At 60.8% G+C, this 24667-nt stretch carries 25 protein-coding genes and 1 pseudogene; 12 read left to right on the top strand and 14 right to left on the bottom strand.

The annotated features are described in order from the left end of the window. Window positions 1-85: 85 nt before the first annotated feature. A pseudogene (locus E8M77_RS18935) lies at window positions 86-358 on the top strand (adenylate kinase); the annotation flags it as partial. A gap of 24 nt (window positions 359-382) precedes the next feature. Here E8M77_RS18935 and E8M77_RS18930 read toward each other — a convergent pair. Further along, the gene (locus E8M77_RS18930; RefSeq protein ID WP_137132185.1) at window positions 383-1018 is read right to left on the bottom strand and encodes a VUT family protein; all 636 of its coding nucleotides are present in this window, start codon (window positions 1016-1018) and stop codon (window positions 383-385) included. A gap of 106 nt (window positions 1019-1124) precedes the next feature. Beyond that, a complete protein-coding gene (gene rpmB, locus E8M77_RS18925; RefSeq protein ID WP_137132184.1) occupies window positions 1125-1415 on the bottom strand; it encodes a 50S ribosomal protein L28 in 291 nt (96 codons plus the stop codon). Window positions 1416-1649: 234 nt separating this feature from the next. Between rpmB and E8M77_RS18920 the strand changes: the two genes are divergently transcribed. After that, window positions 1650-2423 carry a DUF3108 domain-containing protein gene (locus E8M77_RS18920; RefSeq protein ID WP_137132183.1) on the top strand — a complete coding sequence of 258 codons (774 nt, stop codon included), beginning with the start codon at window positions 1650-1652 and terminating at the stop codon, window positions 2421-2423. A gap of 36 nt (window positions 2424-2459) precedes the next feature. Beyond that, window positions 2460-3350, top strand: coding sequence for an EamA family transporter (locus E8M77_RS18915; RefSeq protein ID WP_137132182.1), 891 nt, complete (start codon window positions 2460-2462; stop codon window positions 3348-3350). Between the two features lie 6 nt (window positions 3351-3356). Here E8M77_RS18915 and E8M77_RS18910 read toward each other — a convergent pair whose 3' ends face one another. Next, window positions 3357-3779 carry a cupin domain-containing protein gene (locus E8M77_RS18910; protein ID WP_137132181.1) on the bottom strand — a complete coding sequence of 141 codons (423 nt, stop codon included), beginning with the start codon at window positions 3777-3779 and terminating at the stop codon, window positions 3357-3359. After that, a complete protein-coding gene (gene gloB / locus E8M77_RS18905; RefSeq protein ID WP_137132180.1) occupies window positions 3776-4549 on the bottom strand; it encodes a hydroxyacylglutathione hydrolase in 774 nt (257 codons plus the stop codon). Before gloB ends, E8M77_RS18910 begins: the two co-directional genes overlap by 4 nt. 86 nt (window positions 4550-4635) lie before the next feature. Here gloB and E8M77_RS18900 point away from each other — a divergent pair, with 86 nt between their 5' ends. From E8M77_RS18900 to E8M77_RS18890, 3 genes are read left to right on the top strand one after another with little or no spacing between them, the layout of a single operon-like run. Beyond that, a complete protein-coding gene (locus tag E8M77_RS18900; RefSeq protein ID WP_137132179.1) occupies window positions 4636-5418 on the top strand; it encodes a class I SAM-dependent methyltransferase in 783 nt (260 codons plus the stop codon). 36 nt (window positions 5419-5454) lie between these two features. Next, entirely contained in the window at window positions 5455-6561 is a 1107-nt protein-coding gene (hisC, locus tag E8M77_RS18895; protein ID WP_137132178.1) for a histidinol-phosphate transaminase, read from the top strand. Next, on the top strand, window positions 6558-7487 hold the full coding sequence (locus E8M77_RS18890; protein ID WP_137132177.1) for a prephenate/arogenate dehydrogenase family protein: 930 nt from the start codon (window positions 6558-6560) through the stop codon (window positions 7485-7487). The genes hisC and E8M77_RS18890 overlap by 4 nt, the downstream gene beginning before the upstream one ends. 18 nt (window positions 7488-7505) lie before the next feature. Here E8M77_RS18890 and E8M77_RS18885 read toward each other — a convergent pair whose 3' ends face one another. Continuing rightward, entirely contained in the window at window positions 7506-8510 is a 1005-nt protein-coding gene (locus E8M77_RS18885; RefSeq protein WP_137132176.1) for a DUF2125 domain-containing protein, read from the bottom strand. A gap of 49 nt (window positions 8511-8559) precedes the next feature. On the opposite strand from E8M77_RS18885, the gene E8M77_RS18880 reads away from it, so the two are divergent. Then, window positions 8560-9111: a gamma-glutamylcyclotransferase gene (locus E8M77_RS18880; RefSeq protein ID WP_137132175.1), complete on the top strand. Its 552-nt coding sequence runs from the start codon at window positions 8560-8562 to the stop codon at window positions 9109-9111. Here E8M77_RS18880 and E8M77_RS18875 read toward each other — a convergent pair. From E8M77_RS18875 to ftsE, 4 genes are all read right to left on the bottom strand, one after another. Beyond that, the gene (locus tag E8M77_RS18875; RefSeq protein WP_137132174.1) at window positions 9078-9893 is read right to left on the bottom strand and encodes a 1-acyl-sn-glycerol-3-phosphate acyltransferase; all 816 of its coding nucleotides are present in this window, start codon (window positions 9891-9893) and stop codon (window positions 9078-9080) included. The genes E8M77_RS18880 and E8M77_RS18875 overlap by 34 nt on opposite strands. Window positions 9894-9964: 71 nt before the next feature. Continuing rightward, window positions 9965-10702, bottom strand: a complete 738-nt coding sequence (locus E8M77_RS18870) for a YdcF family protein (RefSeq protein WP_137132173.1) — start codon at window positions 10700-10702, stop codon at window positions 9965-9967. Window positions 10703-10751: 49 nt separating this feature from the next. Continuing rightward, the gene (locus tag E8M77_RS18865; protein WP_137132194.1) at window positions 10752-11702 is read right to left on the bottom strand and encodes an ABC transporter permease; all 951 of its coding nucleotides are present in this window, start codon (window positions 11700-11702) and stop codon (window positions 10752-10754) included. A gap of 103 nt (window positions 11703-11805) precedes the next feature. Beyond that, window positions 11806-12465, bottom strand: coding sequence for a cell division ATP-binding protein FtsE (gene ftsE / locus E8M77_RS18860; RefSeq protein WP_137132172.1), 660 nt, complete (start codon window positions 12463-12465; stop codon window positions 11806-11808). Window positions 12466-12663: 198 nt separating this feature from the next. Here ftsE and E8M77_RS18855 point away from each other — a divergent pair, with 198 nt between their 5' ends. From E8M77_RS18855 to E8M77_RS18845, 3 genes are all read left to right on the top strand, one after another. Beyond that, window positions 12664-13347, top strand: a complete 684-nt coding sequence (locus E8M77_RS18855) for a hypothetical protein (protein WP_137132171.1) — start codon at window positions 12664-12666, stop codon at window positions 13345-13347. Window positions 13348-13387: 40 nt separating this feature from the next. Then, on the top strand, window positions 13388-13942 hold the full coding sequence (gene hpt, locus E8M77_RS18850) for a hypoxanthine phosphoribosyltransferase (RefSeq protein WP_137132170.1): 555 nt from the start codon (window positions 13388-13390) through the stop codon (window positions 13940-13942). Window positions 13943-14058: 116 nt separating this feature from the next. Then, window positions 14059-14433: a response regulator gene (locus E8M77_RS18845; RefSeq protein WP_137132169.1), complete on the top strand. Its 375-nt coding sequence runs from the start codon at window positions 14059-14061 to the stop codon at window positions 14431-14433. A 12-nt stretch (window positions 14434-14445) separates the two neighbouring features. Here the strand turns inward: E8M77_RS18845 and E8M77_RS18840 are convergent, their stop codons facing one another. The 4 genes from E8M77_RS18840 to argH form a co-directional block, all read right to left on the bottom strand. Continuing rightward, window positions 14446-17103, bottom strand: coding sequence for a TIGR02302 family protein (locus E8M77_RS18840; protein ID WP_137132168.1), 2658 nt, complete (start codon window positions 17101-17103; stop codon window positions 14446-14448). 163 nt (window positions 17104-17266) lie between these two features. Next, on the bottom strand, window positions 17267-18535 hold the full coding sequence (gene lysA, locus E8M77_RS18835) for a diaminopimelate decarboxylase (RefSeq protein WP_137132167.1): 1269 nt from the start codon (window positions 18533-18535) through the stop codon (window positions 17267-17269). Between the two features lie 14 nt (window positions 18536-18549). After that, entirely contained in the window at window positions 18550-18744 is a 195-nt protein-coding gene (locus E8M77_RS18830; protein ID WP_137132166.1) for a lipoprotein, read from the bottom strand. Between the two features lie 98 nt (window positions 18745-18842). Further along, the gene (gene argH, locus E8M77_RS18825; RefSeq protein ID WP_137132165.1) at window positions 18843-20246 is read right to left on the bottom strand and encodes an argininosuccinate lyase; all 1404 of its coding nucleotides are present in this window, start codon (window positions 20244-20246) and stop codon (window positions 18843-18845) included. A gap of 24 nt (window positions 20247-20270) precedes the next feature. Here argH and E8M77_RS18820 point away from each other — a divergent pair, with 24 nt between their 5' ends. Further along, entirely contained in the window at window positions 20271-20930 is a 660-nt protein-coding gene (locus E8M77_RS18820; RefSeq protein WP_137132164.1) for a TlpA disulfide reductase family protein, read from the top strand. A 25-nt stretch (window positions 20931-20955) separates the two neighbouring features. On the opposite strand, the gene E8M77_RS18815 is transcribed toward E8M77_RS18820, so the two are convergent. Next, complete coding sequence (locus tag E8M77_RS18815) at window positions 20956-21828, bottom strand: 3-hydroxybutyryl-CoA dehydrogenase (protein ID WP_137132163.1); 873 nt, start codon at window positions 21826-21828, stop codon at window positions 20956-20958. Window positions 21829-22127: 299 nt separating this feature from the next. Between E8M77_RS18815 and E8M77_RS18810 the strand changes: the two genes are divergently transcribed. Continuing rightward, window positions 22128-24590 carry a methyl-accepting chemotaxis protein gene (locus E8M77_RS18810; RefSeq protein ID WP_137132162.1) on the top strand — a complete coding sequence of 821 codons (2463 nt, stop codon included), beginning with the start codon at window positions 22128-22130 and terminating at the stop codon, window positions 24588-24590. The last annotated feature ends 77 nt before the right edge of the window (window positions 24591-24667 follow it).

The following is a 24667-nucleotide window of genomic DNA, read 5'->3' as shown; positions in this document are numbered from 1 at the left end:
AAATCTCCGGTTTGCAGTTCGCACCAGAGATTCTGATTCATTGCCGTTTGGGAAGCCCAAGAGTCGCAGTCAATGAGGACGCGTATTACGCATGGAGCGTATTCGACGTCGTGAACTGGAACGATATGGCGAGCGTATCTTGCCCGGCGGCGATATGGCCGAGGCCAGCGGCAAGTTCCTGGAATGGGCTGCAAGCTATGATACGGCCGGCTTGGAACATCGCAGTCTCGCCGCGCATGAAGCCTGGATCGCGACCCAGACAGCGCCGGTTCTGCGGCTCGATTCGGCGCGGACGGTGGAGGATCTGACAGGCGAAATCCTTCAACATTCCGCAATCAAAGCCAGACGCCACAACTGACTGTAAGGACCTTGGGCAGGGTGCTCACGCAGCCTTTGCCGGCGGCATCGGCTTTACTACGCTCATCAGCGCCCCATAGGGCAGGAGCATCACCAGTCCGACGATCAGCTTCACGACAAAATCACCCAGCGCCCAGGATATCCAGCGCGGTGCTTCGGTTGCAAAAATACCGAGGATCGGGGCGTTTGCCACGGCAAAATCGTCGTTTGCACCGAGAAAGCCAAACAGAGGCGCAAAGGACAGCGAAAAGAAGATCAACGTATCGAGTGCCGAGCCGATGAGCGAGCCAGCAAGCGGCGCACGCCACCAGCTCTGGCGGCGAAGGCTGTTGAACACTGAAATATCGATCAGCTGGCCTGCGAGATAGGCCGTGCCGGAGGCCATGGCGATGCGCGGCATAGAGGTCCAGAAGGACAGCGCCACCCCGACGATAAAGCCTGCAAAGACGACGCGTCGGGCAATGCCGGGGCCGAACTGGCGATTGGTGAGATCGGTGACAAGAAAGGCTGCCGGATAGATGAAGGCGCCCCAGGTCAACAGATCGCTCAGCTCGATGCCGGCGATACGGCCGACAACCGGGAACTGGACGAGGAAATTGGAGGCGACGACAACGGCGGTCATCAGTGCCACATAAAGAATAGTCGCGCGCAGAACCTGCATTTTTTTACCCTGGGTGATGCCACCAGCAAGAGAAAACGGGGCCAACAGAAAAGGCCTGAGCGGCGAACCGTCAAGCCTTTTCAAAGCATGTGATAAAACGCGAAGCTTATGCGGCTTCTGCGGTCTTCTTGGCAATCTGGCGACGCAGCAGGCGGGCGCGCATCGACAGTTCGGTTTCGCTTGCCTTCAGAAGGAAAGCGTCCAGGCCACCGCGATGCTCGACAGAGCGCAGGGCGTGGGCGGAAACGCGCAGACGGTAACGCTGGCCGAGTGCGTCGGAAATCAGCGTGACCTGGCACAGGTTCGGAAGGAACTTGCGACGCGTCTTGTTGTTAGCGTGACTGACATTGTTGCCCGACTGGACGCCCTTGCCGGTCAATTCGCACATACGGGACATGTGTACACCCTTATTCTTCTTTGCAATTGAACGTGCATTCGGGCAAAGCCCGGCCTGCCGATCCAACTGGTCCTGATTGGAAAGTTGCGGTTCTATAGTCAGTGGGCCCGCATCCGTCAAGCCAAACATCAGGCCTGACGCGAGATTCACCGGTTTGCCCACCGAACTTGCTATTTTATTGCCACAGTGAGCGCGCTATATCCAGTTCATCGCCACCGAATGCAAGGGTTTTTCATGCTCCGCAGGGGCCGCTCGCTTCTTCTCACCGCCGTTTTGTCCGGGTTGGCCGCTACGCCGGCTGGTACTGCCGGCATTCGGCATGTGAGCGAATACGATATTTCGCTGGGCCTCCTGCCGATTGCCAGCGCCTCGTTTGCCAGCGAGTTCAACGATCGCGATTACAAGGTTTCCGGAAGTTTCAAATCCTCGGGCCTCGTCAATCTGTTCAGCCGCGTTTCTGCCGATACCAGCGTTAGCGGGTCGGTGCAGGGCCAGAAGCTGCAGGCGAGCGCCTATTCGCTCGTCTATACGAGCAGCAAGCGGACGCGCACCTATACGGTCAGCTATCGCAATGGTGATGTGGTGGCGACAACCATCAAGCCGGAGCCCAAGGCACGGCCTGATAACTGGGTGCCGGTGGGGGAAGGAGATCTGCGCTCCGTGCTCGATCCGCTATCGGGTCTGCTGTTTGTCGATGGCGCGCAGATCTGCCCCAGCCGGTTGCCGATCTATGATGGCGAATCGCGCATGGATCTGGTGTTGACCTCCAAAGGTACCAAGCCCTTCTCGACTAACGGCTTCAAGGGTGAGGCAATCGTCTGCGAAGTGCGCTACGAGCCGAAATCCGGTTATCGCAAGGGGCGCAGCGATATTGAGTTCCTCAAGACGGCTCGCATGGAAGTGTGGTTTGCCAAGCCGGCCAATGGCACTGTATATGCTCCGGTCTATGCCCGTATTCCGACAAGGGTTGGCGACGTCTATGTGACGGCGGTAAAATACGGGGGTTGATCAGGCGGGCGCATCACGCCAGCCAAGGGAACGGATGTGAAGGTCAAAGGCACGCTAATCGGTTTTACCGCCATCCTCATGTGGTCGCTGCTGGCGCTGTTTACGGCTGCTTCCGGCACCATGCCGCCCTTCCAGCTGTCGGCCATCACCTTTGCCATCGGCAGCATGCCGGGCGTTCTGCTGCTGCTGGCAAGGCCGCAGCGGCTGAAACTGCTGAAACAGCCGGCCAAGGTTTGGCTGATCGGCATTGGCGGCCTGTTCGGTTATCATTTTCTGTATTTTACCGCGCTGCGCAATGCGCCGGCGGTTGAGGCCGGGCTGATTGCCTATCTCTGGCCGCTGTTCATCGTCGTGGGGTCGGCACTCCTGCCGGGCGAGCGGCTGCGCTGGTATCACCTGGCCGGGGCGCTGGCGGGGCTTGGCGGCACGATCGCCATCGTCTCGCGCGCCGGCATTTCCTTTGATGGCGCCTATCTCATCGGCTATGGTGCGGCCTTTCTCTGCGCTTTTACCTGGTCGGGCTATTCGCTGCTGACGCGCCGTTTCGAAGCGGTCTCCACCGATGTTGTCACCGGCTTTTGCCTGGCTACCTCGCTTCTCTCGCTTGCCTGCCATCTGGGGCTTGAAACAACGGTCTGGCCAACCGATGGCACACAATGGCTGGCCATTCTCGGGCTTGGCCTTCTGCCGGTCGGGGCTGCTTTCTATGCCTGGGATTTTGGCGTGAAGAATGGCGATATCCAGATTCTCGGCGCTGCAAGCTATGCAGCACCGCTTCTGTCGACGCTGATCCTTGTGCTGTTCGGTTTTGCCGAACCCAGCCTTCGCATCGCGCTGGCCTGCCTGCTGATCACCGGTGGTGCAGCACTTGCGGCCAAGGAGATGATCTTTCGCGGCAAGGCATCGAAGACGGTTGCCGCGGAATAATCATCTTCAGCCGTGCGGTTCCCAACCGGGGGCTGCCATTTCGAATTTCGCAAATTCAAAGCCTGGGGCAACCGTACAGCCAACCAGCGTGAAGGCGCCCAGCGTTTCGGCAGACTGCCATTCATTGGCCAGCACCACGGCTTGCGGCCGTTCGCCTTTGGCAAGATCCAGGCCGAGGATCACTTCGCGTGCCGGCCCGCCGTCTTTTGCCAGCCGCAGCTTCAGCGGGCTGCCGGCGTAGAAATGCCAGGCCTCGGCTGCATCCGTCACGCGGTGCCAGTGCGATCGCTCGCCCTTGTTCAGGAGATAATAGATCGCGGTGGAATGGCCGCGCTCACCGCCATGCGCATCGCGAAAGGTTTCCACATACCAGCCGCCTTCGGGATGCGGCTGCATGTCAAGCTGCTTGATGATCTCTTCTGCCGTCACTTGAAATTGTCCTTGCGCTTGCGGATTTCAGCAAACACATCCTCGTTCGATGCGCCTTCCATCACCAGATGACGACGAATAGCCGGATCAGACACACGCAGGAAGGGGTTGGTTTCCTTTTCCAGACCCATCATCGTTGGAATGGTGAAGCGCCCTGCGGCGCGCAGATCATCGATCTGGCGCACGCGGCGCTGCAGGGCTTCATTGTCCGGATCGATGCTGATGGCAAAGCGGGCATTCGACTGGGTATATTCGTGGCCGAAATAGATGGCTGTCTCGTCCGGCAGAACGGCAAGCTTCTGGATCGAATGCCACATATCGGCGGCCGAGCGTTCAAACAGCCGTCCGCAGCCCAGCGCAAACAGCGTATCAGCGGCAAATAGCAGCTTGTCCTCGGTGAAACTGTAGCAGATGTGACCGGCGGTATGGCCGGGCGTTTCGATAACGCGCACCGGATGCTGGCCGAAGAGGAATTCGTCGCCATCGGCCACGGCACGATCAAGGCCCGGAATGGCGACCGCCTCATTGGCCGGGCCAACAATCTCACAGCCATAGCGCTGCTTCAGCGCCAGATTGGCTTCCACATGGTCCATGTGGTGGTGCGTGGTGAGGATATGGGTTATCGTCCAGCCGCGCCGTTCTGCCGCGGCAACGATCGGTCCTTCCTCGGGAGCGTCGATCGAGGCTGTCAGTCCGGATTCGGGATCGTGCAGCAGCACGCCGTAATTGTCGCTACGACACGTAAAGACTTCGATTGCCAGAGTTTTCATCAGCCGACCCATTGTGCGTCCATCATCGCCGCACAATGTAGACATCCCGGACTTGAAGTCCAACCACCCACAGATAGCTTTTGGCCATGCACGCCGATATCGTCGACCTCCGCGAATTCTACCATTCCCAGCTCGGGCGCTTTGCCGAGTTTTCCATCGCGATGGCGCTTTCCACGCTGTGGACACGGCTGCCGGAAGAGCGGCTTGTCGGGCTTGGCTATGCCGTGCCCTATCTGGATCGCTTCCGGGCTGGCACGGAACGCACCTTCGCCTTCATGCCGGCGGGGCAGGGGGCGGTGAACTGGCCGGTGGGAGAACTATCATCGACGGCGCTGGTCTTTGATGAGGAACTGCCGCTGCCCGACAGTTCGATCGACCGCGTGCTGATGGTGCATTCTCTGGAATTTGCCGAAAACCCGCGCGAGACGCTGAAGGAAGCCTGGCGCGTGCTGGCCCCCGGCGGACGTCTGGTGATTGTCGTGCCGAACCGGCGCGGCGTCTGGGCGCGCATGGAGCATACGCCGTTCGGGTCCGGCCGGCCCTATTCGCGCCGCCAGCTGACCAATCTGCTGCGCGAAAGCAATTTCACGCCGGGTGCCAGCGCCGAAGCCCTGTTTTTCCCGCCGTCGAAAATCCGCGCCCTCTTGAAGCTTCGCTATGCCTTCGAGCGCATGGGCCGCAGGCTCTGGCCCGCCTTTTCCGGCGTCATCGTGCTGGAGGCGCAGAAGCGGCTCTACCAGGGCCTGCCCGTTGCGGCGCGTGCCTCGCGGCGCGTCTTCGTGCCGGTTCTGGGTGCACAAGGCGTGCCGACCACCCGAACGCCCGCCGAGCCTGTCTTCGCCCTCGACAAAAGCCTGCCACGGGATTAAGGGCGAAGGGTCATTTTACGCTGAAGGTTTTGCCCCATGGATACTGCAGTGCTGAAGCCCGTTCCCCGTCCTGGTATCATGGATATCGCCGCCTATGTGCCTGGCAAGGAACATGCGCCGGGTGTGGCCCGCGTCTTCAAGCTGTCGTCCAACGAGACGCCGCTTGGGGCAAGCCCCAAGGCCATCGATGCCTTCCGTCAGTCTGCCGGTCATCTCGAGCTGTATCCGGACGGCCAGTCGAATGAGCTGCGCGCCGCCATTGCTGCCACCCATGGACTGAACCCTGCCAACCTGATGTGCGGCAATGGCTCCGACGAGCTGCTCGGCCTGCTGTGCCATGTCTATCTCGGTGCCGGCGATGAGGCGATCATCACCGAGCATGGTTTTCTCGTCTACAAGATCCAGATCATGGGTGCCGGTGCAACGCCGGTCACGGTGAAGGAAACCGAGTGCCGCGTTGACGTGGACGCCATTCTGGCGGCTGTGACGTCAAAGACGAAAATGGTGTTCATCGCCAATCCCGGCAATCCGACCGGCACCTATCTGCCGGTGTCGGAAGTGAGGCGCCTGCAGGCCGGCCTGCCGAAAAACGTCATCCTTGTGCTGGATGCCGCCTATGCCGAATATGCACGCGAGAACGATTACGAGGCCGGCATTGAGCTTGTCTCGTCCTCGGCCAATGTCGTGATGACGCGCACCTTCTCCAAGGCCTATGGCCTGGCTGCCCTGCGTATCGGCTGGATGTATGGCCCGGCCGATATTCTGGATGCGCTGAACCGCGTGCGCGGACCGTTCAACCTCAATGCGCCGGCGATTGCCGCCGGAAGCGTTGCCATGCGCGACCAGGATTTCATTGCACAAGCGGTTGAGCATAATACGCTTTGGCGCGACAAGCTGACCCATGCCTTCACGACGCTGGGGCTGAAGGTTACGCCCTCGGTCACCAATTTCCTGCTCATTCACTTCCCCGATGTGGATGGTAAGCGCGCGCCAGACGCTGATGACTTCCTGACCAGCCGCGGTTTCATTCTGCGTGCGGTGAAGGGCTATGGCTTTCCCAACGCGCTGCGCATGACGGTGGGTTCCGAAGAGGCCAATCGCGGCGTGATCGAAGCACTCGGCGAGTTTATGAGCAAGGCATGAGCGGCATTCTGTTCAACCGGATCACGCTGATCGGCATCGGCCTGATCGGCTCATCCATCGCGCGCGACATCAAGGAACTGGGGCTTGCCGGCGAACTGGTCATTTCCACCCGAAGCCAAGCGACGCTGAAGCGTGCCGAGGAGCTGGGGCTGGGGGATCGTTACCTGTCTTCAGCAGCCGAAGCCGTCATTGATGCCGATCTGGTGATCGTTTCCGTGCCTGTCGGGTCTTCCGGCGCTGTGGCAGAGCAGATCGCGCCAAATCTCAAGGCCGGAGCCATCCTTACGGATGTCGGCTCGACCAAGGCCTCGGTGATTGCGCAGATGGCGCCGCATGTGCCTGAAGGCGTCCATTTCATTCCGGGCCATCCGCTGGCGGGGACTGAAAAATCGGGACCTGATGCCGGCTTTCCGGGCCTCTTCAAGGGCCGCTGGTGCATTTTCACGCCGCTGCCGGAGACCGATGCGGATGCGCTGGCGCGCTTACGCGATTTCTGGATCGCGCTCGGTTCAAAGATCGACGAGATGGACCCGCAGCACCATGACAAGGTGCTGGCCATTGTTTCGCACCTTCCGCATATCATCGCCTACAATATCGTCGGCACTGCGGATGATCTGGAAACAGTGACGGAATCGGAAGTCATCAAATATTCCGCCTCCGGCTTTCGCGATTTCACCCGCCTTGCCGCTTCCGATCCCACCATGTGGCGGGATGTGTGCCTGCACAACAAGGATGCGATCCTGGAAATGCTGGCGCGGTTCTCGGAAGATCTGGCCTCGTTGCAAAGGGCCGTGCGCTGGGGCGAAGGCGACAAGCTGTTTGAGCTTTTCTCGCGCACCCGCACCATCCGCCGCTCGATCGTCGAGGCAGGCCAGGATGTCGATGCGCCCGACTTTGGCCGCCACGCGCTCGATACGAAACCCTGATCCGGTCGGGCGTGACGCTCAGATCGGCGGTATTTCGCCCAGCGGAATGAAGCCGCCGACCAGCACGCGTCCCCGGTTCAGCGTCACGTCAAGGCTTGCCCTGTCGCCGCCACCGGTGAGCGCCGAGAGCATCTTGGCTGCCGTGTCGATGCTGGAGGCAGCACCCGGCACGGCCTGTTTCAGCTGATTGCGCCAGGCGCCGATCTTTTCCACCTGCAGTTTCAGCTTGCCGGAAATCCGACCCTCTTCATCGATCGAGAAGGGGCCGGTCATGCTGACCAGCTGGCCATTGCCGAGATCGAGATCCAGCTTGCGCACTTCACCCTGCAGACCATAGACCCCGCGCGAGGCATCGCGTCCGTCGAGAAGGGTCGCCTTGTTGGCGAGCGTCACATTGGCCGTTGCCGTAAAGCGCGGCATCAGTTGCGGCAATCCATGCGCGCTGATGTCGGTATCTTCCAGTGTCAGCGCCGCGTCGAGATCGGCGCCATTCTGGCGTAGATGAATTTCCGCCTGGTTGACGAGAATGTCGAAGGCTTGGCTGGTCTTGGTCGATACAATGTTGGTGCGCAACTGATCAATGACTGTGGCGCTGCGATCGATACCGCTGATAGTGGTCGTCAGGCTCGATTGCAGGCGCTCCCATTGCGAGGATGCGGTCAACCCGTGGCTGGTGCGGGCTTCTGCGGGGCTGTCGAGTTCCCAGACGATATGGCTTGGCTGGTACACCTGCGCGGCAGAGCGCAGCGCACCAAAACTGGCGGAAATGCCGTTCTTGCTGTCGTCCACGGCAATCTTTTCGCAGAACAGGCCGATGCGGAAGGGATAGCCGCGATATTCGGCATTGACGCATTGTGCCGTCATGCCGCGCTGCTGCTGCTCGCCCAGCAGTGCCAGCGTCTTTTCCTTCAGCATCGAGGCGGCATAGAACCAGCCGGCTGAATAGACGCCGACGACGAGTGTGACGCCCACCGCGAGTGCCCAAATTTTACCGCTGACGCCGCTTCTGCTTGACGCTGCCATGATCATCTCCAATGGTGCCCGTTCGTGTGAATGCGGTCTGGCGTGCGATATGGACGAATTTTGGGTGTTTGGCTACGGTTCCCTGATGTGGAACCCCGGGTTTGATTTTGAAGTGCGCATGGGCGCACGGGCTTTCGGCTATCGCCGGTCGCTATGCGTGCGATCCTTCGTTCACCGGGGAACGCCGGAGAGGCCCGGCCTCGTGCTTGGGCTGGACCGCGGCGGCTCCTGCCGCGGCGTGGCCTTCAAGGTGCGGGAGGAAGACCGCCTCGAGGTGCTCGACTATTTGCGGGCGCGCGAATTGGTGACGAAAGTCTATCTGGAACGGCATCTGCCGGTGGCACTTGCGGATGGTCGTCAGATTAAGGCCATAGGCTATGTGGTTGACCGGGTGCATGCGCAATATGCCGGCGCGCTGGAGATTGAGGAAGCCGCCCGTATCGTGCAGGCATCCGTTGGCCAGTCGGGGCCTAATGATGCCTATGTGCGCAACACGGTGGCGCATCTGAAGGAAATGGGCATTCGCGATGCATGGCTGGAAGGCGTTTCCAGCCATGTCGAGGCGCTTCAGGCCGATGCGGCGGTGGCCTGCGCATCCTGAGCCTGCGCCCGCAGTTCGGCGATACGCTTGGCAGCGGTCGGCGGCAGCGGCAGGTTAGGATTGGCTGCAACATTTTCCAAAAGTAGCTCGTCGCTTGCCTGTTCGAGTGTTTCGATCAGGTGGGCGTAAAACGCATCCGGATCCATTCCGGGCTGGATGGCCGGCAGGATGCGGATCTTGAAATGGCCGGGATAGCGCTTGGTGCTGTGGCGCGGCCAGAACAGGCCCGGATGCATGGCAATCGGCACGACGGGCACCTGCATATCGCGATAGATACGGGCAATGCCATAGCGATAGGCAGGCTCGGCACCCGGTGGGCGGCGCGTGCCCTCGGGATAGATGACAAGCTGGCGACCGTTCTCCATCTCGATCTTGGTGCGCCGCATAACCTCCAGCATCACCTTGCCACGGGCACCCCGATCCACCGGGATCATGCGCTGCTTCATCAGATACCAGCCAAACAGCGGAATCCAGGTCAGTTCGCGCTTCAGAATATAGACCGGATCGTCCATCCACGGCAAAAGCGCATAGGTATCCCAGAAGGACTGGTGCTTGGGCGCAAAGATGCAGCCGGTCTTTGGAATATTTTCCAGTCCCTCGATTTCGAACGTGGTGCCGACAATCGTCTTCATCAGCCAGTGGTTGGCACGGGCCCAGTTGCGCGGCACGTCAAAGGCCTTCTTGCGCGGCAGAAGGAAATAGATCGGTGTCATCACGATCATCCGCAGGATCAGATTTGCGTAGAAGGCGATGTTGAAAAGTGTCGAACGCAGCATCAGCATGAAGGTCTGTTCCAGTATGGATGGACTGGGGGTCCCTACACCATGAAAGTCTCTGACGGAAGCGCCAGCTTTCAGCGTTGCGCCTTGGTGCTTTCCTTGCTGATGTCTTCCTGGCTGCGCAACCCGTCGCCTTGGGGCATGCCAGCCATGGTGCGCAGCGTTGCGGCGACCATCTTGACATATTCGGCCAGCATGGTGCGCAGCACGTCCGGTTCTGTAAACCAGGCCTTGCGGCTCAGGTCCGAGCTGACCACCGGATAGGGGATGAACTCCGTATCGTGATCGAGCCGGCGCAATTCCAGCAGGCTGCGCGGCATGTGATAATTGTTGGTGACCACCAGGACCGAGCGATAATGATGATCGCTGATCCAGCGGACAATCTCATTGGCATTGCCGATCGTATCGATGGCCTTGTAGCCGATATCGACGCAGCAGCGGAACAGGTCTGGCGAGCTTTGCGTGGTGCGGCGGATGGAAGCCGGGGAAGCGGATGGATGCGCGCCCGAAATCAGCAGCCGTCTGCCGGCACCGTCACGCAACAGCCCGACAGCCTGGTCCACCCGCTGGTAGCCGCCGGTCAGCACCACGATCGCATCCGCCTTCACCCCGTCGGGAGCGCGCAGTGATGTGACCGCATCGGCAAACCACAGGAAGCCGCCAAACAGGCCGGTGGCGACGAGTATCAGCGCGAAACCGACATATCTCAAGCTACGACGAAACGGGCCGCGACGGCGGAAGAAACCGTCGAAGCGCCGCCCAGGAGGTGGCGGTGGCTGTTCGCCATTACGCGTCGTTTGGCCAAGGGTCATACCCTGTCCTTATACCTTGTCTTTCCGCCAGAACAGATCCGTCAAAGTGTCAGGATGCCGGAGCACCTTCGGAGCGGGCCGGATCCGATCGGATAAGGTCGATTTCGTCGATGGTGCGCATCACGGTAAAGCGCGCCGTCAGCGTGGTCAGCAAGGCAATCACGATCATTGTGGCAAGAATACCCAGATAACCGGAAAAGCCGATGGTGAACGTGCCGAAAAGAGCCATGGCCTGATCGCTTTCCGGCGTTGCCAGTGAATTGCTCTGCCAGAGGCTGGCACTCAAGAAGAGGAGGGCGGCCAGTGCGCCGCCGGTCGCCGATCCCTTCAGGCTGATCTTTAAAAAGTGCTTCTGAAAGACGCTGGCGACAAACCCGCCCTCCGCACCGACGAAATGCAGCACTTCCACGATGTGGCGATTGCCGGACAAGGCGCCGCGCGTGGCGAAAATGACCGTGAGGATCATTGCCGTGAAGACAAGGATGAGAATGCCTGTGCCGATCAGCACCGTGGTATGGGCCATTGAGATCAGTCGATCGACCCAGGTGCGGTGGTCATCGAGGAAGGCCTGGGGAATTTCTGTCCGCAACAGATCGCGCATGGCGGCAAAATCGGGCGGACTGGTTTCATCGATGGTGATGATGACGAGGTGGGGAACCGGCAATTCCTTCAGGTCCAGTCCCGCGCCGAGCCAGGGTTCGAGCAGGCGGGCCGTTGCCTGATCGTCCATGATCGTACCTTGTTTCGTGCCGACAAAAGTGAGTGCCAGATCACGCGCCTTGATGAGTGCGGCATCCATGTCGAGCCCTTCCTGCGGCTTGATCTGGATGGTGATTTCCCGCGAAATCTGGCTTTCCCAGCTCGATGCCGTGGCACGCACCATGCTGACGGCCCCCAGGGTCAGGCAGGCGAGAAAGGACATGATGGCGATGACCACCAGCAGCGCATTGCCCTGGATATTGGAGGGCGGCAGGATAGGGCCGGTGGGACGCACGCGCATTTCCGCCCGGCGTGGCGGTTCGGAAGAGCCGGCCGTCTCGTTTTTCTGCGTCCGGCCGGCGGGGGCAGACTTGCTCTTGGAGGTGATGCGGGAGCGACTGATCTCATTCATAGATATCAAGCCGCCCTTCGGTGAGGATCATGCGGCGCGCATTGACCTGGTCCATCAGCGCCAGATCATGCGTGGCGATGACGACGGCCGTGCCCAGCCGGTTCAGCTCGAGAAACAGGTTGAGCAGCCGCCGCGCCATGGGTGGGTCGACATTGCCGGTCGGTTCGTCGGCGAGCAGGATTTCCGGCCGGTCCATCAGGGCGCGTGCGATGGCGGCACGCTGTTTTTCACCGCCGGAAAGAACGGGCGGCAGAACATTGATGCGCTCGCCCAAGCCCACCCATTTCAACAGTTCGATCACATCGTTGCGATAGCTCGATTCGTCCTTGCCGCGCACGCGCAGGGGCAGTGCGACATTCTCATAGGTCGTCAGGTGATCGAGCAGGCGGAAATCCTGGAAGACGATGCCGACGCGCCGGCGCAGCATGGGCAATTCGCTGCGCGGGATCTGCGACAGGTCGCGGTCAAACATGCGGATGAGCCCGCGCGTCGGCTGTAGCGACATGAACAGAAGACGCAGAAGCGTCGTCTTGCCGGCGCCCGATGGCCCGGTCAAAAACTGGAAGGAACGTTTCGGGATATCGAAGGTCATATCCCGGAGGATTTCCGGGCCCATTCCGTACCGCAAGCCGACATTTTCGAAATGGATCAACGCGTCGTCCAGTCCATTGGGTGATCATGTAATGCCGTTGGTAAACGGCAAGGGTTGACGGATGCTGAATCATCCCCCGGAAAACTGGCGGTTTTCAGGCCGTTTTTGCGAAGCATTAACCAATTAAATTTACGACTGAGCGGGATTCGTTTCAATGCCCTCTAAGCGCTCCCTGTGCAAAGAGGCGGGGAGAGAGCCATGAACGCATTCCGGGCGCGCCGCGACAAGACCGCTTCAGTCTACGACATCCTGCCGCCGGATGCCATCGGTTCCCACCAGACTCGCCGGCCGGTTCTGCGCGGAGAGGTGGTCGATGCGCATTTCGTGCCGGTGAAGGAGGAGCGACAGACCCCCGGCCCGCACCGCTCGCAAAACGACAACCGTGTGCCGCCACGTCGCCCTGCGGTGCAGGCCGTGCCGGCCAAGGGTTCCATGATAGCCCGGCTGACGATGCGGTTCGAGCAGGCGCTTATGCGCATGTCTGCAGATTTCTTCTCGGCGCTTGTGGCCTTCGTCTTCGTCATGGTGTTCGGGCTTTCCGGCGGATTCTCGCTGATTTCCGGCCTCAGCAGCGATTCCGCCCAGGCGGCGGGCCTGGATATTACCCATGTCACGCTAACGGCTCAGGATGCGGATGGCATGAAGGTGCTGTTGATCAATGGCGTTGTGGAAAATCGCGGCGGAGGCAGTTTCACCGTGCCGCCCATCCGCGCTGATCTCGTCGTTAATGGGCAGACGGTCTCCAGCATGACCATTGCGCCACCGGTTGCAAGAATGCCGCAGGACCATAGTCGCGGTTTCTCTGCCCGCATGCCGCATCCGGGTGGAAAAAACCCGCAATTGCGGCTTTCCTTCGTCGAGACGGATGCCACGCGCTCCTGATTGTGCTATCGCGGCCGTTTCAAAGACCCCGGAGAGCCTCATGCCCATCGTGCGCGGCAAGATCATCGAGCCGTTATTCACCGCAGAACAGATTGCCGAGCGCAATCGCGACATTGCCCGGCAGATCGCCGAGGGCCCGACGCGGGACCTGCTGGTCATAGCCGTGCTGAAGGGTTCGTTCATTTTCGCAGCCGACCTGTTACGGGCATTGCATGATGTCGGTCTTGCACCGGAAGTCGAGTTCATCACCCTGTCCAGCTATGGCGCCGGAACGGTGTCGCAGGGTGTTCGCATCGTCAAGGACATCGACAGCGATGTGAAGAACCGCGACGTGCTGCTGATCGACGATATTCTCGAATCCGGCCGCACGCTGAAATTTGCCAAGGAACTGCTCTATGAGCGCGGTGCCCGCAATGTGACGCTGGCCGTACTGCTCGACAAGCATGTCAAGCGCAAGGAAGATCTGGAAGCGGACTATGTCGGCTTCGAATGCCCGGACTATTTTGTCGTCGGCTATGGCATGGATGTCGCCTATGCCTTCCGCGAATTGCCCTTCGTCGGCATCGTGCAGGGTGACGCACCTTCCGACACGTAATTGGATTTTGGTGACGGGGTGTTAACCATGTGCGCCCCGTGCCGCCGAAAATTTACTCCTCGCAAAGGAAATACTGGTCAGTTGGGTCCCGAATCGATGCACGGAGTACCGACTACATGGCCAAGATCCTGATCACCGAGGACGAGGATTCGCTGCGTTCGTTCGTGGCACGTGCCCTGCGCCTGGATGGCCATGAAACCCATGAGGCAGCCGATGGCGCCGAAGGCCTGCAGCTTCTGGAGGAAACCTCCTTTGACCTTCTTCTCTCGGATATCCGCATGCCGGTGATGGACGGCATCGAGCTTGCCCATCGCGCCTCGGCGCAGTTTCCGGCTCTGAAGATCCTGTTGATGACCGGCTATGCCGAGCAGCGCGAGCGTGCCGATGACCTGATGGCCAAGGTTATCGACGTTGTGGACAAGCCCTTCGCGCTGCCGGATATCCGGCGCGCGGTGGCACACGCGCTGGCGACGGCGCCGCGCGCTGCCTGAGTTTTAGACGCGTCAGCGCATATCGAGGAGGCGCTCCAGGTAGCGCCGCTCTTCCTCGCTCGACAGTGAATTGCCGAGTCTTTCGCGGATAGAATTTCCGAGTTTCTCGCGTATCGTTTCCAGGATTTCGCGGGCCTGCTGGGTGTCGATTTGATTGGGCACCTTCGGTCCGCCACCGGTCTGATCACCGTCATTGTCTTTGTCGGGTGGTCGCCGGCCAAGCGGGTCGCGACCATTCTGCCCACCCTGCGAGGCCATGCCTTCGCCTTCACCCTGACCTTCTCCCTGGCCCTGCTGCATGGCCTGCATCATCTGCTGCATCATGCTCTGGGCGCCCTGGCGCAGCGCATTGAGCGCATTGCTCTGTCCCTCGACAGCCTGATCGCCCTGTCCTTCGCCAAGCGCCTCGCCAGCATTGCCCATCTCGCGTTCGGCCTCGCCAAATCCCTTGCCGGGATCCATGCCAAGTCCCTTCAGTCCCTCCTGCAATTCCTTCAGCTTTTTGCCAAGCCCTTCCTGCTGGGCACGCAGGTTCTTCAGTGCTTCGCGCAGCTGCTCGGCAGTCATCTGGTCCGTCTGCTGCTCGCCTCGTTGCCCTTGTTGACCCTGCTGCTGCTGGCCGGGTTGCTGCTGGCCCTGCTGGTTGGGATTGCCGCGCTGCATGCGGTCGCGCAGTGCCTGGTTTAGCTGAAAGGTCTGGTCCATCAGACGCTGTTGTTCCTGCATCAGCTCGCCAAGCTTGTCGATCTGCTGGCGCATCTGGCTGTTCTGCTGCTGGCCCTGTTGCTGGCGTTGCGGCCTGCCGGCCTGCAGGTTGTTCATCATGTGCTGAAGTTGCGACAGCATCTGCTGGGCGGCGTCGCGATTGCCGGAGCGAGCCAGGTTCTCGATCTGGTCCATCATGTTTTGCAGATCGCGCTGGCGCAGCACATTCTGGCTCTGCATGTTCTGCTGAGGCGTTTGCGGCATGTTCTGCATGCGCTGGGCAAGCTCGGACATGAAACTCTGCATTGCTTCGCGCAGTTCCTTCATCAGCCGGGCGATTTCCTGGTCCGTTGCCCCGTTTTCCAGCGCCTTGGACAGCGCCTGCTGCGCATCGCGCAGGCGGCGTTCGGCGGCCGTCAGATCGCCATCTTCGATGCCGAGCGCAATTTCCCAGAGGTAATCGGCCGTGTTCTTCAAAAGCTCGTCATTATAGGCGAGCTTCATGCGGGCCAGCGCCGAGCGGATGAGCAGATAGTGGCTCAAATTCGGGATCGTCTCATCCGGGCGAAGCGCCAGCACTTCGTTGAGAGCAATGGCGCGGGGCATCTGACGCGTATCGAGCGCAAAGACCTGGCGTTGTTCGGCAACGGCGGCGGCCAGTGGCTCGACGAAGCGGCGCCCTGGCAGAACCATCTCGACGGGCGGGCTGCGACCCTCCTGGCCTGCACCGTCAATGGCGACCAGCGTAATGCGCACGCGCTTTCCGGCCAGCGGATGTTCGCTCAGGTTGCGGCTGGTCAGGCCCTTGACTTCGCGCGTGCTATTGCGCGGCAGGTCGAGGCGATATTCGGGCAGCGGATAGAGCGACCGGGCGTTTGCCGCCTGCGGCTCTGCCGGCTCGATCAGCGCAAAGGCCCGCTGGATGCCGTAATCGTCGCGACCAGTAAAGCCGATTTCCAGCGCGCCGTTGACGCTGCGGCGTGGCTGCTTGTCGAAGGCGATTTCCGGCACGCGATCGGCAATCACATCAAACAGCCATTGCTGGCCATTGACGCTGAGGTCACCGCTTTCGGTGACCTTCATCGTATAGGTGCGCGGGGCAAGCGGCCGGCCCGCTATTCTGGGCGCTGCGGCCTGTGTGGTTTGCGTCTGTGGCGGCTTTGTCTCGATCGGCGGCAGGTTGCGGGGAATGCCGCCTTCCATGGGCGCGAAATGGACCGTCTCTCCGCCCTCGCCACCCGTCACGCGCACCGTCAGCTCGGAATTTTGCGGGATTTGCACATGGCCGATGACCGGCGCTTCGCGGCCGGTGAGAAATACGGGAGCCCCAGCCGTATAGGCGGGCGGGGTCAGCCAGGCATCGATACGCAGGTCCGGATCGATGCTGGCGGCGGGCGGGGTCGGCTGAAAAACATCAAGCGTGCTGCCGCCACCATTGGAATAGGAATAGCCGAAGGCGGCAACCAGCAGCAGGGCGGGTATGGCGCGCAGGGCAAACCTGTCATGCCGGGCAATGTCGGGCTGCGGCAGGCCGGCATCGAGGCCGGCGATCCGCTGCGCCATGCGGAGCTGGTGTTCCTTCCACAGCGCGCGGGCAAAGGGCGTGTCGAGGGCCGGTGCGTCTTCCTGCACGGCCACCGGCTGATGGGGCAGATGATTGCGCTCCTCCAGCAGCCTGTCTGCCTCGGCAACGGCCGGCCAGCGCAGGCGCGAAACGGGCAAAAGGCTGGACAGGAAGGCGAAGATGAACAGGCCGAGCGCCAGCCAGCGCATGAGGTCCGGCATCTGGCGAAACAGGCCGAACCAGGCAGTGGCCAGGAACAGCGCCAGAATGCCCATCGGCACCAGCATCAAGGGGGCCAGCTTTTCGCAGAACAATACGAAACGCGCCATCGACCGTTTCAGCGCGACGCGACGCGCCAAAAGCGGATGGGCGATGAAGGCGCCCTTGGGGCCAAGGCTCATGCGGTCCGTCTCCTATGGTGGCGGCGTCAACCGGCGTCGGGCACCGCTTCGCGCGAACCCGCCTTAAACAGGATACCAGCGTTTGTGGCGAAGACGAGGGCATCCTCACGAAATGCCCCCGCTTTCTTGCGGCTTCGCTGAAATGTGAACGGATTTGGCTGTCTCAGCCGAGCCAGTCTGGGACGGAATCGAGGCCGATCAGGTCCTCATAGGTGCCGCGCGGGCGGATGACATGGAACTGGCCGTCCTTGACCAGCACTTCCGGCACCAGCAGCCGCGAATTGTACGTGCCGGCCTGCACGGCGCCATAGGCACCGGCGGAGCCGATCGCAAACAGATCGCCGGGCTGCGGGACCGCCATGTCACGGTCAAGCGCCAGGTAATCGCCCGTCTCGCAGACCGGGCCGACGACATCTGCCTTGATATGCGGCGTATCCTCTGCCGGCACTACCACCGGGCGGATGCCGTGATAGGCTTCATAGAGCGTCGGGCGGATAAGGTCGTTCATCGCGCCATCGACGATGACGAAGGTCTTTTCATCCGTATCCTTCACATAGAGGACTTCGGTGACGAGAATGCCGGCATTGCCGACGATGAGGCGGCCGGGTTCGGTGACGATCCTGCAATTCAGGCTCTTCAGCTGCGCCTTGACGGTTTCGGCATAGGCATCCGGCAAAGGCGGCGGGCTGTTGTCTTCGCGGTAGGGAATGCCAAGGCCGCCGCCGATATCCACATGCTCGATCGCATGGCCATCGGTGCGCAGCTTTTCCACCAGTTCGCGCAGCAGCCGGAAGGCATCCTCGAAGGGCTGCAGATCGGTGATCTGGCTGCCGATATGCATGTCGATGCCGCTGACATGGATGCCGGGCAGGGTGGCGGCATGGGAATAGACTGCGCGGGCACGCTCATAGGAAATGCCGAACTTGTTTTCCTTCTTGCCCGTCGAGATCTTGGCATGCGTGCCGGCATCGACATCGGGATTGATGCGGAAGGAGACATGCGCTTTCTTGCCCTTTTTCTGGGCGCGGATGTTCAGCACTTCCAGTTCGGGCTCGGATTCGACGTTGAAGCAATAGATGCCGGCGTCCAGCGCCAGATCCATTTCAACCGGCGTCTTGCCGACACCGGAAAACATGATGCGGCTGGCTGGAATGCCGGCGGCCAGCGCCCGGTGCAGTTCTCCGCCAGACACGACATCGACGCCGGCGCCCAGCTTTGCCAGCGTTTTCAGAACCGCCTGGTTGGAATTGGCCTTCATGGCATAGCAGACCATGGCATCCACATCGGCAAAGGCCTTGGAGAATACCGCGTAATGGCGCTCCAGCGTGGCCGTCGAATAGACGTAGAAGGGCGTTCCGACAGCCTTGGCAATATCGGGAACGGGCACGTTTTCGGCGTGCAGCACGCCGTCGATATAATGAAAATGGTTCACGGGGCGTGCTCGGATCAGAGAAGCTTATCGAGGAGGAAAGGCTTTTCGGCCACCGGCTCAGGTTTCTTGGTAGCGCTCTTGCGCTGGTTCTGCTGTTCGAGAGGCGTGCTCGGCTTGTCGAGATCGCCCTTGCGGCCACAGCCGGTGACAGCGATCCCTGCAATGCAGAGGACGATCGTGGTGCGAGCGATAGTGCGCAGGATCGACATTCCTATTCCTTTGTCAGCATAGAGGCGTGCCTGTTCCATAGCGAAGTTCGGCACGCTTGTGCAGTCAATTCTCGTGATCGATCACGCCTTGGTGTTTATCAGTTGCGGGCGCGCCACCAGGCGATCTGCTTGCGCACTTCCACAGGAGCTGTCCCGCCGAAGCTGGTGCGGCTTGCAACCGAGGCATCGACGGAGAGCACATCGAAGATCTTTGCGGTAATGGCAGGGTGGATCGATTGCAGCTCTTCGAGCGTCAGGCTGGCGAGATCGCAGCCCTTCTCTTCAGCGATCGCCACCGCGCGTCCGGTCACATGATGGGCATCGCGGAAGGGAAGGCCCGCCTCGCGCACCAGCCAGTCGGCAAGGTCGGTGGCGGTCGAATAGCCGGAGCCGGCGGCCGCGCGCAGGCGGTCGGTGCGCACGGTCATGTCGCGTACCATGCCGGCCATGGCGGCAATGGCCAGTTCCAGGTTTTCGGCTGCGTCGAAGACCTGTTCCTTGTCTTCCTGCATGTCCTTGGAATAGGCGAGCGGCAGACCCTTCATTATGGTCAGAAGCGCAACCAGCGAGCCGTTGATGCGACCGGTCTTGGCGCGCACCAGCTCGGCGGCATCCGGATTCTTCTTCTGCGGCATGATGGAGGAGCCGGTCGAAAACGCATCCGACAGGCGGATGAAGCCGAATTGCGGGGTCGACCAGATGACGATCTCTTCGGCAAAGCGCGACAGATGCACGGCGCAGATGGCGGCAACCGACAGGAATTCCAGCGCAAAATCGCGATCCGATACGGTATCGATCGAATTGCGGGTGGGTTCGCGAAAGCCAAGCGCCTGTGCCGTCATGTGGCGGTCGATGGCAAAGCCGGTGCCGGCCAGTGCTGCCGCACCAATCGGGCTTTCGTCCATGTGGTCGATGGCGTGGCGCACGCGGGCGCGGTCACGGCCGAACATTTCCACATAGGCCATGCAGTGATGGCCGAAGGTGACGGGCTGTGCCGTCTGCAGATGGGTAAAGCCCGGCATGACGGAGCCGGCATGTTCCTCGGCCTTGTCCAGAAGAGCGGCGATCAGGTCGCTCAGCATGGCTTCGGTCTTGGCCAATTCTTCCTTCACCCATAGGCGAAAATCGAGCGCCACCTGATCGTTGCGCGAACGGGCCGTGTGCAGGCGCCCGGCTGCCGGGCCGATCAGCGTTGCCAGCCGTGCCTCGATATTCATGTGAATATCTTCAAGCTTGCGGGAGAACTCGAACTTGCCGTCCTTGATCTCTGACATGATCGTGTTGAGTCCGTCGACAATCTTGTCTTTATCTTCGACGGAAATAATGCCCTGTTTCGCCAGCATGGTGGCGTGTGCGATCGAACCGCGGATATCCTGGGCGTAGAGCTTCTTGTCGAAGCCGATGGAGGCGTTTATCTCCTCCATGATGGCGTCCGGTCCCGAGGCAAAGCGCCCACCCCACATCTGGTTGGAGGAACCTTGATCCTTCGTGCCGTCAGCCATGATATATCCGTCCTGGAGTTCAAAATGCCGAACAAGAGACCCATGGGTCTGCCGTCCGTCCGCCTGATCCTGATTGCCGCCGTCCTGGGTGTCGTTGCCGGCGCCGTGGCGGTATACGTGAAGCCGACCCTGTCTGGCAATGGTGCGGAACTGGCGGATGTGCGCTGCACGGGTGCCGTGGCCCAGGCCAAAAGCGTGTCGGAACTGGCAAGTGGCGATATTGCAGCCCTGACCGGCACCGAGAAGCCGCGCATCTTGCAGCCGCTCGCCTTCAAGGGGCCGCAGGGTGAGGCCCTGTCGCTCTCGAGTTTCGAGGGCAAGACCGTGCTACTCAATCTCTGGGCCACCTGGTGCGTGCCGTGCCGCGAGGAAATGCCGGCGCTCAACGCGCTTCAGGCGCAAATGGGCAGCGATCGTTTCGAAGTCGTGGCCATCAACATCGATACGGGCAGCGACGAAAAGCCGAAGGCCTTCCTCGACGAGACCGGCGTCCATGATCTGGCCTATTACCGCGACAGTTCCATGGGCGTGTTCAACGCGCTGAAGAAGGAAGGGCTTGCCTTTGGCCTGCCGGTCACGCTGGTGCTGAACAGGCAGGGCTGCCTGATCGGTTCGATGAATGGGCCGGCCAAGTGGGACAGCCCGCAGGCAAAGACCTTGGTGGACAAGGTCTCGTCACTTTGATCTACCGAAAAACCGACCGGCGCGCTCAGCGCGTCGGCACCGGCACGTCGCCGCGATAATCATAAAAGCCGCGGCCGGATTTGCGTCCCAGCCAGCCAGCCTCGACATATTTCACAAGAAGCGGGCAGGGGCGATATTTGCTGTCAGCCAATCCGTCATGCAGCACCTGCATGATCGACAGACAGGTGTCGAGACCGATGAAATCGGCCAGTTGCAGCGGTCCCATTGGATGGTTGGCACCAAGCTTCATGGCCGTATCGATGGCTTCCACGGATCCAACGCCTTCATAAAGCGTATAGATCGCCTCGTTGATCATCGGCAGGAGAATGCGGTTGACGATGAAGGCGGGGAAATCCTCGGCAACCGTGACGGTCTTGTCGAGCGAGGCGACGAATTCTCTCGCGGTCTTGAAGGTCTGTTCGCCGGTCGCGATGCCGCGCACCAGTTCCACAAGCTTCATCACCGGCACCGGGTTCATGAAATGAATGCCCATGAACTGTTCCGGCCGGTCGGTGGAGGCGGCCAGCCGCGTGATGGAGAGCGAGGATGTGTTTGTCGCCAGCAGCGCCTCGGGCTTCAGGACCGGGCAGATCTGCCCAAAGATCTTGCGCTTGACGCTTTCATCCTCTGTGGCGGCCTCGATCACCAGATCCATTGGTGCCAGATCGTGAATATCGACAGTGCCGGAAATTCGCGACAGGGTGACCCGGCGTTCCTCGTCGGTCATCTTGCCATTGCTGACCTGGCGGGCGAGATTGCCATTGATCGTGGCAAGGCCAGCTTCGATCCGTTCGCTTGAAAGGTCGTAGATCGTGACCTTGTAGCCCGAGAGCGCCGAGACATGCGCGATACCGCAGCCCATCTGTCCGGCTCCGACAATTCCAACATTCGTGATCATAGCGCCCCATTTCCCATCAAGAGGTGGTCCAGCCGCGGCATCTGTGCCTGCAAGGCTGGCCGGAGAACCGCAGGCGGTGAGCCCGGCGCTTCCTCCAAAGTGATAATGCCCATCACCGTAATTTTCCAGTCCTTAATAGCCCGTGAGCGCCCTGTATGGCTTTTGGGGAGGAACCGGTTTTTGCGGCTTTAGATATATATTAAACGATTTCGGTAACCATCGGCGCGGAGTGAGGAGAGACAGGTCTTGGAGTTTGCCGAGAAGTTGTCACTTTCTGATCGAAGTGGAGTGATTGCTGTATGCGCATTGCAAGGAAACTGCCCGTCTTCGTCACCATCGTCGCCATTCTTTCCATTGGCGCTGCAAGTTTTGCCGGCCTTTATGAAAGTGCTTCGGTGGTGCGCAGCCAGGTCATGGAGAAACTTGAGGCGACTGCCGATGGGCGCCGCAACGAAGCGCAGCTCTACTTCGAAAACATGGTCACCAATCTTCGCGCCCTGGCCGGCGTGGCCTCTACGGGTGAGGCGCTGCACAAGTTTCGCCGTGACTGGCGCTATCTCGGCGACAATCCCAAGCAGACCCTGACCGACCGCTATATCACCAACAATCCGAACCCGGTGGGCAAGCGGCTCGATCTTGATACGGCGCGCGTCGATACCTATGACAGTAACCACAATCTCTACCATCCGGCTCTGCGAGCATCGCTGCAGCGCTACGGCTATTCCGATATCTTCCTGGTCGATGCCAAGGGTACGGTCATGTACTCGGTGCAGAAGAACGAAGAATATGGCGGCAACCTTCTGTCGGATGCGGGGCTGAAGGACAGCCCGCTTGCGGGCGCTTTCCGCCAGGTGGCCGAAAGCGAGAACCGCGAACTCTATGCCTTTTCTGATTTCGCGCTCTATGGCCCGGCCAAACAGGCGACGGCCTTCCTGGCATCGCCTTTGTTCATGGGGGATATCAAGGTTGGCGCCATTGTTGTCGCCGTTCCATCGGCGCGGCTTGATGCCATGTTCGGCAACCGCACTGGCCTTGGCCAGACGGGCGAGACGCTGCTCGTCAATGCATCCGGCTCGGTGGTGACCGATTCCGCGCTGACCGGTTCCAACGACGCCCTGACGGTGAAAATCGATGCACCGGTGGTCAAGGATGCGCTGGCCGGTGGTCAGACGGCGGGCATGCTGGAAGCCTATCACGACGCCGCGCACTATGCCGCCGCATCGCCGCTGAGCTTTGGAGGTCATCGCTGGGCCGTGGTTGCAGCTATGGCCGAGGATGAGGCGCTGGCAAGCCTTGTCGATTTGCGCAACACCATTCTTTTCATGGCGATCGCGATTGTCGTGGCCGCCATTGTCGCCGCCGTGTTGTTTTCGCGCAGCATTACCGGCCCGATCCGCGAACTTGTGGTGGCGATGAGCCGGCTTGCCGGCGGCGATACCACGATCGAGTTGAAGGGCGAGACGCGCAAGGACGAGATCGGCGACATGGTGCGCTCCGTTGCCGTGTTCCGGGATGCCGCGATTGAAAAGACCCGGCTGCAGACACAGGCGGAACGCGATCGTTCGCTGTCCGAATCCGAGCGCCAGGCCCGCGAATCTGCCCGTCTGGAAGAAACCCAGCGCCTGCAGCAGACAGTCGAAATTCTAGGCGCCGGCCTGCAACGGCTGGCCTCTGGCGATCTGACGGCCACGATCCATACGCCCTTCATGGAAGGGCTTGACCGGCTACGCACAGATTTCAACCAGTCCCTTCACAATCTGGCCAGCACCATGCAGCAGGTGTCCGGCAGCACGGCCTCGATCACCGATACGGCCACCGGCATGGTATCGGCGACCGATGACCTGTCGCGCCGTTCCGAACAGCAGGCGGCGGCCATCGAGCAGACGTCGGCCGTCATCACGCAGATCATGGATGCGATACGGCTGTCCACCGAACGGGCGGCCAATGCCCGCAAGATGGTGGCCGAGACGAAGACTTCCACGGATCGTTCCGGCAATATCGTCAGCTCGGCGGTCGATGCCATGAGCCGTATCGAGGCGGCATCCAAGGAAATCTCGCAGATCATCAACGTGATTGACGAGATCGCCTTCCAGACAAACCTTCTGGCGCTGAATGCCGGTGTCGAGGCAGCGCGTGCCGGCGAGGCGGGCAAGGGCTTTGCGGTCGTGGCTCAAGAAGTGCGTGAACTTGCACAACGTTCGGCACAGGCTGCGCGCGAAATCAAGGCACTGATTGCCAAATCCACCGAAGCGGTGAAGACCGGCGTCGATCTGGTGCAGAATACCGGTTCGGCTCTCGGTGAAATCGCTGGCCAAGTGTCACAGATCAACGACCAGATTTCCTCCATCGCGGACGCGGCCGGCGAGCAATCGGAAAGCGTCCGGGAAATTTCCACGGCCATCCGCCAGATGGAAAATACCACGCAGCAGAATTCGCAGATGGCGGAGCGCACCAATTCCGATATGTCGAAGCTGACACGCGATGCGCAGAGCTTGTCCGGTCTTGTCGGCCAGTTCCGGCTGGGCGAGGGTGCCCCGGTCGGTCAGCCTATGTCCAGCGACCGGCCTTTGCCGGTATCGGTTGCGCCACGCCCGGCTGCGCCGGTGGCCCGTAACGCGGCCCCGATCAAACCCGCAGACAAAAGCAGCCGTCAGGTTGCCTCACCTGCCCATGCTTTGTTGGGTAAGGTTGCCGCCGGTCTGCAGAAGGCGACAGGGACGGGCGGGGGCAAGCCCGGAGAGCAGAACTGGGAAGAGTTCTGAGCAGAGATTGTCTTTGGTAGATAAGCGAAAGGCCGCGTCAGATGCGACGCGGCCTTTGCTGTTGAAAGCGGTTTTTC

This window comes from Rhizobium sp. FY34 (assembly GCF_005222845.1).
GTDB lineage: Bacteria > Pseudomonadota > Alphaproteobacteria > Rhizobiales > Rhizobiaceae > Neorhizobium.
The sequence above is the reverse complement of the archived record's forward strand: the minus strand, read 5'-3'. Positions and strand labels throughout refer to the sequence as shown.